At 65.7% G+C, this 12,275-nt stretch carries 17 protein-coding genes; 10 read left to right on the top strand and 7 right to left on the bottom strand.

Annotated elements, in window-relative coordinates:
• Positions 1–6: 6 nt before the first annotated feature.
• Positions 7–219 (bottom strand): hypothetical protein, encoded by a 213-nt coding sequence (locus tag QHG62_RS18540; protein WP_281147002.1) that lies wholly within the window; start codon positions 217–219, stop codon positions 7–9.
• A gap of 27 nt (positions 220–246) precedes the next feature.
• Positions 247–1,434: a lactonase family protein gene (locus tag QHG62_RS18535; RefSeq protein ID WP_281147001.1), complete on the bottom strand. Its 1,188-nt coding sequence runs from the start codon at positions 1,432–1,434 to the stop codon at positions 247–249.
• 104 nt (positions 1,435–1,538) lie between these two features.
• On the opposite strand from QHG62_RS18535, the gene QHG62_RS18530 reads away from it, so the two are divergent.
• Genes QHG62_RS18530 through QHG62_RS18520 form a run of 3 tightly spaced genes read left to right on the top strand, consistent with a single transcriptional unit; the run spans position 1,539 to position 3,146 of the window.
• Positions 1,539–1,811 carry a DUF2164 domain-containing protein gene (locus QHG62_RS18530; RefSeq protein WP_281147000.1) on the top strand — a complete coding sequence of 91 codons (273 nt, stop codon included), beginning with the start codon at positions 1,539–1,541 and terminating at the stop codon, positions 1,809–1,811.
• 52 nt (positions 1,812–1,863) lie between these two features.
• Positions 1,864–2,292, top strand: a complete 429-nt coding sequence (locus QHG62_RS18525) for a hypothetical protein (RefSeq protein ID WP_281146999.1) — start codon at positions 1,864–1,866, stop codon at positions 2,290–2,292.
• A 56-nt stretch (positions 2,293–2,348) separates the two neighbouring features.
• A complete protein-coding gene (locus tag QHG62_RS18520; RefSeq protein ID WP_281146998.1) occupies positions 2,349–3,146 on the top strand; it encodes an enoyl-CoA hydratase/isomerase family protein in 798 nt (265 codons plus the stop codon).
• On the opposite strand, the gene QHG62_RS18515 is transcribed toward QHG62_RS18520, so the two are convergent.
• Both QHG62_RS18515 and QHG62_RS18510 read right to left on the bottom strand, forming a co-directional pair.
• The gene (locus tag QHG62_RS18515) at positions 3,147–3,803 is read right to left on the bottom strand and encodes a glutathione S-transferase (RefSeq protein ID WP_281146997.1); all 657 of its coding nucleotides are present in this window, start codon (positions 3,801–3,803) and stop codon (positions 3,147–3,149) included.
• A gap of 67 nt (positions 3,804–3,870) precedes the next feature.
• Positions 3,871–4,341, bottom strand: a complete 471-nt coding sequence (locus tag QHG62_RS18510) for a Fur family transcriptional regulator (RefSeq protein WP_281146996.1) — start codon at positions 4,339–4,341, stop codon at positions 3,871–3,873.
• 109 nt (positions 4,342–4,450) lie between these two features.
• Between QHG62_RS18510 and QHG62_RS18505 the strand changes: the two genes are divergently transcribed.
• From QHG62_RS18505 to QHG62_RS18480, 6 genes are all read left to right on the top strand, one after another.
• The gene (locus QHG62_RS18505; protein ID WP_281146995.1) at positions 4,451–5,116 is read left to right on the top strand and encodes an alpha/beta hydrolase; all 666 of its coding nucleotides are present in this window, start codon (positions 4,451–4,453) and stop codon (positions 5,114–5,116) included.
• Positions 5,117–5,299: 183 nt separating this feature from the next.
• The gene (gshA, locus tag QHG62_RS18500; RefSeq protein ID WP_281146994.1) at positions 5,300–6,856 is read left to right on the top strand and encodes a glutamate--cysteine ligase; all 1,557 of its coding nucleotides are present in this window, start codon (positions 5,300–5,302) and stop codon (positions 6,854–6,856) included.
• 189 nt (positions 6,857–7,045) lie between these two features.
• Positions 7,046–7,426, top strand: coding sequence for a response regulator transcription factor (locus QHG62_RS18495; RefSeq protein ID WP_281146993.1), 381 nt, complete (start codon positions 7,046–7,048; stop codon positions 7,424–7,426).
• A gap of 119 nt (positions 7,427–7,545) precedes the next feature.
• Positions 7,546–8,469, top strand: a complete 924-nt coding sequence (locus QHG62_RS18490; RefSeq protein ID WP_281146992.1) for an SDR family NAD(P)-dependent oxidoreductase — start codon at positions 7,546–7,548, stop codon at positions 8,467–8,469.
• 100 nt (positions 8,470–8,569) lie between these two features.
• Entirely contained in the window at positions 8,570–8,998 is a 429-nt protein-coding gene (locus QHG62_RS18485) for a nuclear transport factor 2 family protein (RefSeq protein ID WP_281146991.1), read from the top strand.
• Entirely contained in the window at positions 8,988–9,443 is a 456-nt protein-coding gene (locus QHG62_RS18480) for a MerR family transcriptional regulator (RefSeq protein ID WP_281146990.1), read from the top strand. The genes QHG62_RS18485 and QHG62_RS18480 overlap by 11 nt, the downstream gene beginning before the upstream one ends.
• A gap of 21 nt (positions 9,444–9,464) precedes the next feature.
• Here the strand turns inward: QHG62_RS18480 and QHG62_RS18475 are convergent, their stop codons facing one another.
• The 3 genes from QHG62_RS18475 to QHG62_RS18465 form a co-directional block, all read right to left on the bottom strand.
• Positions 9,465–9,824 (bottom strand): HPF/RaiA family ribosome-associated protein, encoded by a 360-nt coding sequence (locus QHG62_RS18475; protein ID WP_281146989.1) that lies wholly within the window; start codon positions 9,822–9,824, stop codon positions 9,465–9,467.
• 97 nt (positions 9,825–9,921) lie between these two features.
• Positions 9,922–10,350, bottom strand: coding sequence for a CBS domain-containing protein (locus tag QHG62_RS18470; RefSeq protein WP_281146988.1), 429 nt, complete (start codon positions 10,348–10,350; stop codon positions 9,922–9,924).
• 143 nt (positions 10,351–10,493) lie between these two features.
• Positions 10,494–11,093: a cell envelope protein SmpA gene (locus QHG62_RS18465; RefSeq protein ID WP_281146987.1), complete on the bottom strand. Its 600-nt coding sequence runs from the start codon at positions 11,091–11,093 to the stop codon at positions 10,494–10,496.
• Between the two features lie 206 nt (positions 11,094–11,299).
• On the opposite strand from QHG62_RS18465, the gene ylqF reads away from it, so the two are divergent.
• Complete coding sequence (gene ylqF / locus QHG62_RS18460) at positions 11,300–12,271, top strand: ribosome biogenesis GTPase YlqF (protein ID WP_281146986.1); 972 nt, start codon at positions 11,300–11,302, stop codon at positions 12,269–12,271.
• Positions 12,272–12,275 lie beyond the last annotated feature (4 nt).

Genomic DNA, 12,275 nt, shown 5'->3' with positions numbered 1-12,275 from the left:
GCTTGGCTATTCGCGCGGTTTGCCGCGCTGGAACAGCCCGACCGCCACCAGCGCCGCGCCCAACACCAGCGCGAACCAGCCGACCAGGTAGGCCCCCGCCACCATGTCGAACCATCGCGTTCCCTGCAGGAAACGCGGGCCCAGCAGAACAGCGGCACCAATGGCCAGGCAGAGAATGCCGCGTTCGACTGTGCGGAGTTGTCGTTTGGGTTGGGCCATGTTTTTTCGGTCAGCTCGCTTGCGTTGTCAGTGCGACATTGTCCCGCGCATTGCGGCCGGGTGCCCCTGCAGCGGGAATGACTTGCCCGTTGGCACCAGCGTGTCGCCGTCCAGGCGCAGGATCGTGATGTCCTGGTCGATGAAGTTACCCACGTAGAGGTACTTTCCGTCCGCGCTCCACACAGCACCTTCGGGCAGGCCACGCACCACCACCTCGTTCGCGCGCGTTACCTTCTTGCCGTCTATCTTCAGCAGCACCACCGAGCCGTTGCGGTTGTAGAAGTAGGCATTCTTTGCCGAGTTGCTGCCGCGCAGGAGCACGGCCACCGCATGCCGGCCGGTCGGGCTCACCGCCAGGCCTTCGGGGCCGTCGCCCACCACCACCTTGTCGACCACGCGTGGCGGCGCGGCTTCCAGGTCGATCACGCTCACGGTGTCTATCTGCCCGTCGGATGCGCCCGAGTTGCCGTTGTCGGCCGTGAGCGCGAGCTTGCCGTCGGGTGTGACGTCGACGTTGTAGGGCCAGAGGCCGGCCGCAAGGTCGACCTTGTTGTAGCTGACCTTCTCGCCGTTCACTTCGAGCAGCGCGATCTTGTGGGTTGGGAACTTGGCCGCCAGCGCGCGCTTGCCGTCCGGCGTAAAGCGCACGTGCGCGACCGAATCGTTCATGGCCACGGTATCGATCAGCGTCACCTGCTTGCCCGCGATGCGCAGCACGCTCACAGAGTTGTCCGCACGGTTGGCCACCAGCGCAAGGTTGCCCGCGCGGTTGATCGACAGGCCCGAAGGCTGCTTGCCCACGGTGAGCGTGTCGATCAGCCTGGGCGGCGTGGCGGTCAGGTCGATCACGAAAAGGCGGTTGTCGGGCACCTGCTTGCGCACGCCGTTTTCTTCCACCACGTTGAGCGAGTTGGCGACCAGCGCCAGCGTTTCGCCGGGCGTGATTGCAAGGTTGACCGGCGGGCCGGCAATGGTGTTGTCCAGCTGCAGCGTACCCACGAGCTTCGGCGCGAGCGGATCGGTGCCGATGTCGAGCACCTGCACCGTGTCGCGCCCCATCGGCCCGAGGATCACGGCGCCGGCCTCGCTCCACGACTGCTTTTCGTCGTTGGCAACCAGCATCAGCTGGCGCTGCGGCACGGTGGGTGTAAGGCTGGTGCAGCCGGCAAGCGCAGCCAGGGCCAGGGCGGCCAGCAAGGCGGGGTGAAGTTTCATGAAGCGGTCTCCGTGTTGTAGGTCTTTGTGCTGCGGCCTGCGTGCGCCTGCCGCAGCGCATGGTAGCGGCACAATCGTATGACCCAACCCCCCAGAGCATCCGCATGACCATCGAGATTTCCAAGGAAGCGCGCCAGCAGGCCATCATGTCGATAGAGCGCTACTTCAACGAGAACATGGAAGAGAAGATCGGCAATGTCGCCGCCGGTGCGCTGCTCGGCTTCTTCCTTGAAGAGGTGGGCCCGCTGGTCTACAACAAGGCCGTGGCCGATGTGCAGGAGCGGCTGCAATCGCGCATTTCCGAGGTCGACCTGGAGGTGCACGAAGACGAGTTCCAGTACTGGCGCAAGTTCGACCGGCAGAAAAAAGGCAAGTAGGCACTTCGACTGCCCTGCAAAGATGCTTCCAAACGTTGCAAAATCCCAGGCCATGCACCAACACCGCACGCCCCTTCGTCTTGCGCCTTCTTTTCCGCGCCTGCGTATTCTTCTTGCCGCCCCGCTCGCGCTGGCCGCTTCCATTGCAAGCGCCCAGCTGGATCCGTCGGCTTTTCCGCTGGATTCTGTCGGCTACCTGAACGAGGAGCTGCCCCGCATGGAAGCCGCCATTGCCGCGCGCGACCGCAGCTTTTTCCAGGGGGCGATGGCACGCACGGTGCAGTTCTCTGAACGCTGGGGCTTCAAGGCGCAAGCCAATCCGGACTTGGCCAAGTACCCGATGTGCACCGACGCCGTGATGGACTACGTGGTCGTCGGCATGTGCAGGCTCAACCCCTCGGGCGATGTATGCGAGCCCGGACTGGCGCCGCGTTTCGAAGCCAACGTGCAGCGCTGCCGCGAGGTCGCGGCACGAAAATAACCGTCCCGTCCTGGGCCGAAAAAAAATCCTCGCAGGCAATGCGGGGTGGAGACACCATGGACTACACCCGCTACCAGACTCTTTCCATCACGCGCCGCGGCACCAACGATGCGGTGCTCGACATCCAGATGCGTGCGCTCAACGGCAAGCTGCCGACGGCGGGGCACGAAGGCCACCGCGAGCTCGCGGAGATCTGGCGCGACGTGGCGGCTGACGACACGGTGCGCTGCGCGGTGCTGCGGGGCGAAGGGCTGGGCTTTTCGGGCGGCGGCGACCTGGCAATGGTGCAGGACATGACCACCGACGACGCGGTGCGCCAGCGTGTCTGGAAGGAAGCGCGCGACCTCGTCTACAACATCATCAACTGCGACAAGCCCATCGTGAGCGCCATGCACGGCCCGGCCGTGGGCGCCGGCCTGGTGGCGGGGCTTCTCGCCGATATTTCCATTGCGAGCAAGGGCGCGAAGATCGTCGACGGCCACACACGGCTTGGCGTGGCGGCGGGCGATCATGCGGCCATTGTGTGGCCGCTCCTGTGCGGCATGGCCAAGGCCAAGTACCACCTGCTGCTGTGCGAGCCGGTGAGCGGCGAAGAGGCCGAGCGCATCGGCCTGGTGTCGCTTGCGGTGGAAGAGGCCGATCTGCTGCCGCGCGCCTATGAGCTGGCCGACCGGCTGGCCGCGGGCAGCCAGAGCGCGATTCGCCTGACCAAGTACGCGCTCAACAACTGGCTGCGCCAGGCCGGGCCCACGTTCGATGCATCGCTGGCGCTCGAATTCATGGGCTTTGCCGGTGCCGATGTGCGCGAAGGCGTGGCCTCGCTGCGTGAACGGCGGGCGCCGAACTTCGGCTGATCAGGCCGGCGGGTAGGCGACGCCGGCCGCGCCCGGTGCCCACGGCGCGTACTTCTGCATCGCGCGCTCGAACAGCGCAGAGCCAGTCCAGCCCGCGAGCCACGCGAGCAACTTCGGCCAGGGCCGGCTGTCGAACCATGCGGAATCGACCATTGCGAACTGCCGCACGAAGGGCATGACGGCGGCATCGGCCGAGCTGGCCCGCGCGCCGAAAAGCTGGCCGGAGCCGGAAAGCCTTGCCTCCAGCTGCAACAGGAACTGCGCACCCGATTCGCGCGCACCGGCGCCTGAATCGTCGAACCTGGCGGGGTACTTGTAGCGGTCGAGCTGGGGCTTGAAGCTGTTGTCGCACGCAACCACCAGTGTGAGCATGTCGTCGAGCGTGCCCGCATCGGGCTCAAGCCAGCGCTCGGGGTCGCTCCGGCGCAGGGCCCACAGCATGATGTCGAGACTCTGCTCCAGCACCGCGCCTTCGGGCAGCACCAGCACGGGCACGGTGCCCTTGGGCGATGCGGCCAGCATCTCGGCAGGCTTGTTCTTCAAAACGACTTCGCGCAGTTCGCATGGTTCGCCGCTTGCGGCCAGCGCGAGGCGGGCGCGCATTGCGTAAGGGCAACGGCGAAAGCTGTAGAGGAGGGGAAGGCTCGTGGACTGCATCGAACCCGGGAGTCTATGCCGGCCTGCCGTGCTGAGCGGGGCAATGCGCGCAGCCGCCCCGCAGTGTTCAGCCCCTGCATTCTCCGCAGGTGCCGTGCAGCGTCAGCGCGGTGCGGCGCGTGTCGATGCCTTGCTTGCGCAGCTCGCGGCCCAGCCGGCTCATCACCTTGGGCAGCTCCGGGTCGGAAGGCAGGGCCAGCACCTTGTGGCACTGGTCGCATTCGAAGATGTTGCCCGAAGCGGCTTCCACGTGGCGCGAAAAGCGGTTGATGCGGTCCGCGCCCACGCGGCGGTCGCACAGGCCGGCTTCAACCAGCCGGTCGAGCACGCGGTAGATGGTGACGCGGTCGGGCGGCGCCCCGGTGGCAGTGGTGTAGGCGGCAACCACGTCGTCGTGCGTCAGGGGCTGCGAGGCGTGTTCAAGCAACTCCAGCACGGTTTGCGCAGCGCGGGTCACGCGCAGGCCGGTGCTGCGCAGCAGGGCTTCGCTGCCTGATGCCGCAGCGGCGGGGGAGGGCTTCGTCGGGTGTGGGCTCATGGGTTTGGCGTGGAACCGCCATTGTGTTGCATTCCGTGCGACCGCGCCCCGGACGGCCCGAATGCGCTAAGGTCTGGTTTTTGGCGTTTCTGAATACCTTCTACCGACCATGTCCCGCTCCCCGATCGAAATCGAAACCGCCCCCCATCCCACCGCCACGGTGATCGTGATGCACGGCCTTGGCGCCGATGGAAACGACTTCGTGCCGATTGCCAACGAACTCGACCTGTCGAGCGTGGGCCCCGTGCGCTTCGTTTTCCCGAACGCACCAGTCATTCCGGTGACCATCAACGGTGGCTACCAGATGCCCGCCTGGTACGACATTGCGGTGGCCGACTTGGCCGCGCGCGAAGACGAGGCGGGCCTTCGCCGCTCGCAGGCCGCCATCGAAGCGCTCATTGCCAACGAGAAGGCCCGCGGCATCGAGGCCGAGCGCATCGTGGTGGCCGGTTTCTCCCAAGGCTGCGCCATGGCGCTGATGACAGGCTTGCGGCATACGGAGCGGCTGGCGGGCATCGTCGGCCTCTCGGGCTACTTGCCCATTGCGGCAACCACTGCGGCGGAACGCCATGCGTCCAATCACCAGACCCCGGTTTTCCTGGCGCATGGCCGGCAAGACCCGGTGGTGCCGTTCGACAGGGCGCTGATGTCGCGCGACGCGCTCACCGCGCTGGGCTACACCGTGGAGTGGCATGAATACACGATGGCGCATTCGGTCTGCATGGACGAAATTGCCGACCTGAACCGGTTTCTCCTGCGCGTGCTCGCGGCTTAGCGGGGCGGCTCGCGCGTGCTCCAGTCTTGTGATCCGGCCAATCTGAAAGCGCAAGCACCATGGACTTTGCTACCAAAACAATAGCGGCGGCCAGCATAGCGGAAGCGCTGATTCCCTGCACGAGCAGTGCCCGCGCGGGCGTGCTACCTTCCAGCCCCTCAGAAGATCGACGGGTATAAGAATATGAGCAGCAGATTGCAGGAGAGGTTGGGTGCGCTCTCAACCGCAAGGTTGAAGGGGATGCGGCGCGGCATCGAGAAAGAAAGCCTGCGCGCCCTGCCGGACGGCAAACTCGCGCTCACGCCCCATCCCATCGCCCTCGGGTCGGCGCTCACCCATCCGCACATCACCACCGACTTCAGCGAATCTCAGCTCGAACTCATCACGGGCGTGCATGCCAATGTGGAGTCGGCGTTGGACGAGCTGACGCGTGTGCACCAGTTCACCTACCGCGTGCTCGATTCGCTCGGCGATGAGCGCCTGTGGGTGTCGAGCATGCCTTGCGGCCTGCCGACCGACGAGACCATTCCCATCGGGCGCTACGGTTCCTCCAACGTGGGGCGCGCCAAGAGCGTGTACCGCATGGGCCTGAGCCACCGCTACGGACGGCGCATGCAGACCATTTCGGGCATTCACTACAACTGGTCGCTGCCCGATGTGTCCAGCGAACAGTATTTCGCGCTCATTCGCAATTTCCGGCGACACGCCTTCCTGCTGCTGTACCTGTTCGGCGCTTCGCCGGCGCTGTGCTCGAGCTTTGTCGCGGGCCGCCCGCACGAGCTGCAGCCGCTGGGCGACGGCAGCATGTTCATGCCGTACGGCACCTCGCTGCGCATGGGGCGCCTGGGCTACCAGAGCGACGCGCAGGCCTCGCTGGCTGTGAGCTACAACAGCCTCGAAGGCTACGGCGCGTCGCTGCAGGACGCACTCACGCGGCCCTGGCCGGCGTACGAAGCCATCGGCATCCGCAACCTGGGCGGCGACTACAACCAGCTTGCCACCAGCCTGCTGCAGATCGAGAACGAGTTCTACGGCACCATCCGACCCAAGCGCGTCATCAACCCCGGCGAGCGGCCGCTGCATGCGCTGCGCGAACGGGGCGTCGAATATGTCGAGGTGCGGCTGATGGACCTGGACCCCTTCGAGCCGGTGGGCATCAATGCGCAGACCATGCGCTTCATCGACGTTTTCCTGCTGCAGTGCCTGCTGAGCGACAGTCCGGCCGACACCCCGCAGGAAATTGCCGAACTGGCGCACAACCAGCACCTCACCGCCGCGCGCGGACGTGAACCGGGCCTGCACCTGCTGCGCGGTGGGCGCGAGGTGGCGCTGGCCGACTGGGGCATCGAACTGGTGGAGCAATGCCTGCCCATTGCCACGGCGCTCGATGCCGCGAACGGCGGCACGCAGCATGTCGATGCCGTGCAAGCGGCGCTTTCCGCGCTGCAGAACCCCGACAGCCTGCCTTCGGCGCGGGTTCTGGCGGCAGTGGAGCAACGCCACGGCAACTCGTTCATCGGCTTCATTCGCGCCCAGTCCGAAGAGACCCGCACCGCTCTCCTGGCACTGCCGTTCCCGCCCGAGGAGCAGTCCGGGTTCGAGCGCATGACGGAGGAATCGATCCAGGAGCAAAAGCGCATCGAGGCTGCCGACACCATGCCCTTCGAGATCTACCGCGAGCAGTATGTGTCGCCGGCACGCCTGGGGCTCGGCCGCGGGCGGATGGCCGTTGCGGCCTGACCCGGCTCGCTGTCCTACGCGTCTCACCAAGGGGCAGCCCGCCTGACGACAGCTGCGGGCGCCCATGGCCTACAGGCATTGGCCTGCATGACTCACCGCCGGCACCGCCGCCGCGGAGACCATGGGTGGCATGCACCCCGCAAGCTACAGATTCGCGTTCCGGCCCGTGGCTCGGCCGGAGATTCCGGCATGACCTTCAAGGCCTATCTTGTCGAGGACAGCGCCCTCATCCGTGAAAACCTCGTCGGCTTCCTGCACGACGTGGCCGACGCGGACGTGGTGGCCTGCGCCAGCACCGAGGAAGAGGCGGTGCGCTGGCTGCGCCAGCATCGCAACGACTGGGACCTGACCATCGTCGATCTTTTCCTGGAGCGCGGCAACGGCCTGGGCGTGGTCAGGGCCTGCCGCGACCGTCTGGCCAGCCAGAAAGTCGTGGTGCTGAGCAACTACGCCACTTCCGACATGCGGCAGCGCTCCGCGCAACTGGGCGCCGATGCCTTCTTCGACAAGTCGGCCGAGCTCGACCAGCTGGTGGCCTACTGCGAAAAGCTGCGTCACGCGCGTGACTGAGCTCACGCGCGGGCGCTCGCGCCAGCGTGCTTTTCTGGGGTAAAACGCCACGCGGCCGCCGCTGCGGCCCATCGGCACACATCCATTCCCCACGGAAAACAAAGCAAAGAGAGCAAGAGATGACTCAAAGCACCATCGACTTCAAGGGCCGAATAGCCATCGTGACCGGCGCGGGCGGCGGGCTGGGCAGGCAACATGCGCTGGCCTTGGCGGCTCGCGGGGCCAAGGTGGTGGTCAACGACCTGGGCGGCGCGGCCGACGGTTCCGGCGGTTCGGTGAGCGCCGCGCAAGCGGTGGTCGACGAGATCAAGGCGGCCGGCGGCGAGGCCATGGCCAACGGCGCCTCGGTGACGGATTTCGACGCGGTACAGGCCATGGTGCAGCAGGCGGTCGATGCCTGGGGCCGCGTCGACATCCTGGTGAACAACGCAGGCATCTTGCGCGACAAGAGCTTTGCCAAGATGGACCTTGCCGATTTCAAGCTGGTGGTCGACGTGCACCTGATGGGCGCGGTGAACTGCACCAAGGCCGTCTGGGCGCTCATGAACGAGCAGAAATACGGCCGCATCGTGATGACCACTTCGTCTTCCGGGCTCTACGGCAACTTCGGCCAGAGCAACTACGGCGCCGCCAAGCTTGCGCTGGTGGGCCTCATGCAGACGCTGAGCATCGAAGGCGCGAAGAACGACATCCGCGTCAATTGCCTCGCGCCCACGGCCGCCACGCGGATGACCGAAGGCCTCATGCCGCAGGAAGTGCTCGATGCCCTCAAGCCCGAGGCGGTGGTGCCCGCCATGCTGGTGCTGGCCTCCACGGACGCGCCCAACCGCACCATTCTTTGCGCTGGCGCAGGCACCTTCGAGGCCGCGCACATCACTCTTACGCAGGGCGCCTGGCTGGGCATCGGCGCGGACGCGCCCGAGCAACTTGCCGCGCGGCTTGCCGAAGTGACCTCGCGCGAGGGAGAAGTCGTGCCACAGAGCGGTTCTGCCCAAGGCACCAACGAAGTGGGCAAGGCCATGGCCAACGCGAGCAAGGGTTGACGCGTGGCCCGTTCATGGTGCTTGACCTAGAGTGCACTCGAGCATTTCCAATGAATCCACCGGGGCTTCCGGTTCATTCATTCCAAGAGGAAATGCAGCCATGAACACGACGACAGACAACAAGGCGCTGGTGCAGCGCATTCACGCGGAGCTTGACGAGGGCAACGGCCAGCTCTTCATCGACAGCCTGGCCGACGACGCCAGCTGGACACTGGAGGGCACCACGCCATGGTCGCGCACCTACGCGGGCAAGGCGGCGATTCGCGAAGAGCTGATCAAGCCGCTGTTCGCGCAGTTTGCGGGGCCCTACCGGAGCAAGACCGAACGCATCATTGCAGAAGACGACCGCGTGGTGGTGCTGTTCCGCGGCGACGTGCCCACCAAGGCCGGCAAGCGCTACAACAACAGCTATTGCTACGTGTATCGACTCGAAGGAGGCAAGGTGAAGGAACTGACCGAGTACTTCGACACCGCACTGGTGCAGGACGCGCTCCAGGCGCCGTCCGCCACCGCCGCCCATGCCGGCTGAAAGCGGCCCGCCTTTTCACATCGGCGAGCTCGCCACGCGCACCGGCCGCACGGTGCACGCCATTCGATGGTACGAGGCCCAGGGCCTCGTGCCTGGCGTTGCGCGCGATGAAGGCGGCCGGCGCCTCTATGGCGAGCTGCACGTGGGCTGGCTCGACCTGATGGACCGGCTGCGCCGCACCGGCATGAGCATTGCCGAGATGCGGGAATACACCGCGCTTGCGCTGCAGGGCAAGACCACGCTGCCCCAGCGGCGCGACCTGCTGGCCGCGCACCGTGCCCGCGTGACCGAAACCATTGCCGAATGGAAGCGCGCCCTGTCGCTGGTCGACCGCAAGATCGACTTCTACGACGAGTGGATGCAGACGGGACACCGCCCGCCGTTGATTCCGGTAGAAACGCCCGGCACCAAGCCACCCGCGCACAAACCCCGCAAGCCGCGGTAGCTGCAATCTGCGCTTGCCGGGCTACTCCGCGATAAAGCCCGCGTCCTTGCGGATCGAGTCGCGGTCGCGGTGGTTGTTCAGGCGGCCCAGCGTGTTGTCGAGCAGGCGCTTGAGCTTCTCGGCCGCGCCCCTGAAGGCTTCGTCCAGGGTGTTGGCGTATTGCGTGACGGCCAGCGGCTGGTGGTGCGCAAGGCGTGCTTCCATCACGCAGCACTTGTTGCCGGCACCGGCCTTGTCATGGTTTTCGTCGCTCAGATGCACTTCGACGCGCGTGACATCTTCGACAAAGCGGTTCAGCTGCTGCTTGATCTCCGTATCGGCCCAGCGCTCCAGCGCGTCCTTGTTGTTGACACCGTTGCTCGTGTTGACCTGAATCTGCATGCCATGTTCCTGCTGATGGATGAACGAAGCCCTACTGTGCGCCTTAAACAGGCCGGGTGCGCGTAGGCGTGTTCCCCACCTTGGGGCAGGCATGGGATCAACTCTGGATATAGGTCGTGAGCTGCGCGATGGTCACTTCGTGGTCGGCAATGATGTCGTCCATCAGGTCCTGGATGGAGATCATTCCCACCACCTTGTCGCCGTCGACCACCGGCAGGTGTCGAAACTTGCGCTGGCTCATGAGCGCCATGCAGGCGCGCGTGCGGGTTTGCGGAGTGACGGTCATCACGTCGGGCGTCATGATCTCGGAGACCTTCATTTCCTTCGAGTTCTTGCCCTGCAGCGCCACCTTGCGGGTGTAGTCGCGCTCGGAGAGAAAGCCCACCAGTTTTTCGCCGTCCATCACCATGAGCGCGCCCACTTCAAAATGCGCCAGCGTGGCCAGCGCGTCGAACACGGTGGTGTCCGGCGAGGTGCGCCAAGCCGCGGAGTCGTGGCGCTTGAGCAGTTCGGAGACGGGTTTCATCGCGGTAACTCCATCAAAAGTTTCAATTCGACCGACGCGCCGTTGCGCCGCGTTCAGCCAAATGATAGGGGCGGAACAGGCCCCCGCGATGCAAAACATCTAATGGATTGCACGTGTCTCGCCGACACGTGCGCCAACGCAAACTAAGGTGTTGGTGCCAGCACGCGGCTGAGCGCCACCGGGTCGCCCAGCACGGACTTGACCAGGCCCTTCTCGTCGAAGTTGACCTGGTACTCCGACCAGCTGTCGCGCCAATAGCGCCAGGTGGGCGCATCGAGGCTGGGGTTTTCGCCGGCCACCGGATAGCCGACGGCCATCAGCACCTGCTCGCGCGTCATGCCGGGCATGACCTTCACGGCCAGAATGGCGTCGCGGACAGCGGGCGGAAAACCCGCCATCTTCTGCTTCGGGTCTTCGGCCACTACATAGCGCTTGGCAAAGTCGATCAGCGTGATGTTGCGGCTGTAGTCGTTCTTGATGCGCTGGGGCTTGCCGGCCAGGTCGAGGTTGAACCAGCGAAAGTCGTAGGCCGTGATGCGGGCCGGCGTACCCACGGCCACGATGCTCGTGCCTTGCTCGTCGTAGTTGATGTCGCTGATGGAGTTGCCATAGGTGCGCATGTTGCAGCACAGGTAGCCGCTGATCAGCGGGCCTTGCGGCGGTGAGGGACGCTGGGCATGGGCGACGGTTGCGGAACCGGCGGTGGCTGCCAGCAGTGCGGCAGCGGCAAGGCGCTTGAACATGGATTTCCCTCGAATGATTATTTGAAAGCGGCTGCAAGTGCAGCGCGCGGATTCTAGGGGCGCGGTGCGGCGCGGCGCAGGCAAAATGGGCACACGCAGCTATCGAAAGCGTAGCGCCGTGATCTGCCGCACATTCCCGGTCCACAATGCGCACCCGGCCCCAGGGCCGCCCCTTCCAGTAAGAGCGAAAGAAAGAGCATCCATCGATGGCGATCCAGTGGTTCCCCGGGCACATGTACACGACCCAGAAGGCCATCACCGAGCGGGTGAAGGACATCGACGTGGTCATCGAGCTGCTCGACGCGCGGCTGCCGGGCTCCAGCGCCAACCCGATGCTGGCCGAACTCACCGCCGGCCGGCCTTCGCTGAAGGTGCTCAACAAGCAGGACCTGGCCGACCCCGCGCGCACCGCGCTCTGGCTCGCGCACTACAACGGGCTGCCGGCCACGCGCGCCATTGCGCTCGATGCAAGCCAGACCACGCCGGCGCAGGCCATCGTGCGTGCCTGCCACGAGCTTTCGCCCAACCGCGGCGGCATGGCCAAGCCGATGCGCGTGCTGATCTGCGGCATTCCCAACGTGGGCAAGTCGACCCTCATCAACACGCTCACCGGCAGCCGCAAGGCCAAGACCGGCGACGAGGCCGGCATTACCAAGCTGGAGCAGCGCATCACGCTGGCCGACGACTTCTACCTGTGGGACACGCCCGGCATGCTGTGGCCGCGCATCGTGGTGCCCAAGAGCGGCTACAACCTGGCCGCCAGCGGGGCCGTGGGGCGCAATGCGTTCGACGAGGAAGAAGTGGCGCTGGAGCTGCTCAACTACCTGAAGGCGAACTATGCCGAGGGCATTGCCGCGCGCTTCAAGCTGGCCGAGCACGACGCCGCCGCCATTGCCGCCATGAAGGACGAAGAGGTGCTCGACGCCATCGGCCGCAAGCGCGGCGCTTTGTTGGGCAAGGGCCGCGTCAACCTGCAAAAGGCCGCGGAAATCGTCATGCACGAGTTTCGCGCCGGCAACCTGGGGCGCATCACGCTCGAGACGCCTGAAGAGTTCTTGCAATGGCTGGCCGAGGGCCAGCGCATCGATGCGGAACGTGCGGCCAAGAAAGCGGCACGCGGCAAGAAGCGCAAGCCGGGCGCCGAGCCTCCGGAAGGCCAGGCGCCCGAGCCGCACTGAACAG

This window comes from Variovorax paradoxus (genome assembly GCF_029919115.1).
GTDB classification, from domain to species: Bacteria; Pseudomonadota; Gammaproteobacteria; order Burkholderiales; family Burkholderiaceae_C; genus Variovorax; species Variovorax paradoxus_O.
The sequence above is the reverse complement of the archived record's forward strand: the minus strand, read 5'-3'. Positions and strand labels throughout refer to the sequence as shown.

Coding starts and splice junctions, on each gene's coding strand:
- QHG62_RS18540 (WP_281147002.1), bottom strand. CDS start 219: ATGGCCCAACCCAAACGACAACTCCGCACAGTCGAACGCGGCATTCTC.
- QHG62_RS18535 (WP_281147001.1), bottom strand. CDS start 1,434: ATGAAACTTCACCCCGCCTTGCTGGCCGCCCTGGCCCTGGCTGCGCTT.
- QHG62_RS18530 (WP_281147000.1), top strand. CDS start 1,539: ATGACCATCGAGATTTCCAAGGAAGCGCGCCAGCAGGCCATCATGTCG.
- QHG62_RS18525 (WP_281146999.1), top strand. CDS start 1,864: ATGCACCAACACCGCACGCCCCTTCGTCTTGCGCCTTCTTTTCCGCGC.
- QHG62_RS18520 (WP_281146998.1), top strand. CDS start 2,349: ATGGACTACACCCGCTACCAGACTCTTTCCATCACGCGCCGCGGCACC.
- QHG62_RS18515 (WP_281146997.1), bottom strand. CDS start 3,803: ATGCAGTCCACGAGCCTTCCCCTCCTCTACAGCTTTCGCCGTTGCCCT.
- QHG62_RS18510 (WP_281146996.1), bottom strand. CDS start 4,341: ATGAGCCCACACCCGACGAAGCCCTCCCCCGCCGCTGCGGCATCAGGC.
- QHG62_RS18505 (WP_281146995.1), top strand. CDS start 4,451: ATGTCCCGCTCCCCGATCGAAATCGAAACCGCCCCCCATCCCACCGCC.
- gshA (WP_281146994.1), top strand. CDS start 5,300: ATGAGCAGCAGATTGCAGGAGAGGTTGGGTGCGCTCTCAACCGCAAGG.
- QHG62_RS18495 (WP_281146993.1), top strand. CDS start 7,046: ATGACCTTCAAGGCCTATCTTGTCGAGGACAGCGCCCTCATCCGTGAA.
- QHG62_RS18490 (WP_281146992.1), top strand. CDS start 7,546: ATGACTCAAAGCACCATCGACTTCAAGGGCCGAATAGCCATCGTGACC.
- QHG62_RS18485 (WP_281146991.1), top strand. CDS start 8,570: ATGAACACGACGACAGACAACAAGGCGCTGGTGCAGCGCATTCACGCG.
- QHG62_RS18480 (WP_281146990.1), top strand. CDS start 8,988: ATGCCGGCTGAAAGCGGCCCGCCTTTTCACATCGGCGAGCTCGCCACG.
- QHG62_RS18475 (WP_281146989.1), bottom strand. CDS start 9,824: ATGCAGATTCAGGTCAACACGAGCAACGGTGTCAACAACAAGGACGCG.
- QHG62_RS18470 (WP_281146988.1), bottom strand. CDS start 10,350: ATGAAACCCGTCTCCGAACTGCTCAAGCGCCACGACTCCGCGGCTTGG.
- QHG62_RS18465 (WP_281146987.1), bottom strand. CDS start 11,093: ATGTTCAAGCGCCTTGCCGCTGCCGCACTGCTGGCAGCCACCGCCGGT.
- ylqF (WP_281146986.1), top strand. CDS start 11,300: ATGGCGATCCAGTGGTTCCCCGGGCACATGTACACGACCCAGAAGGCC.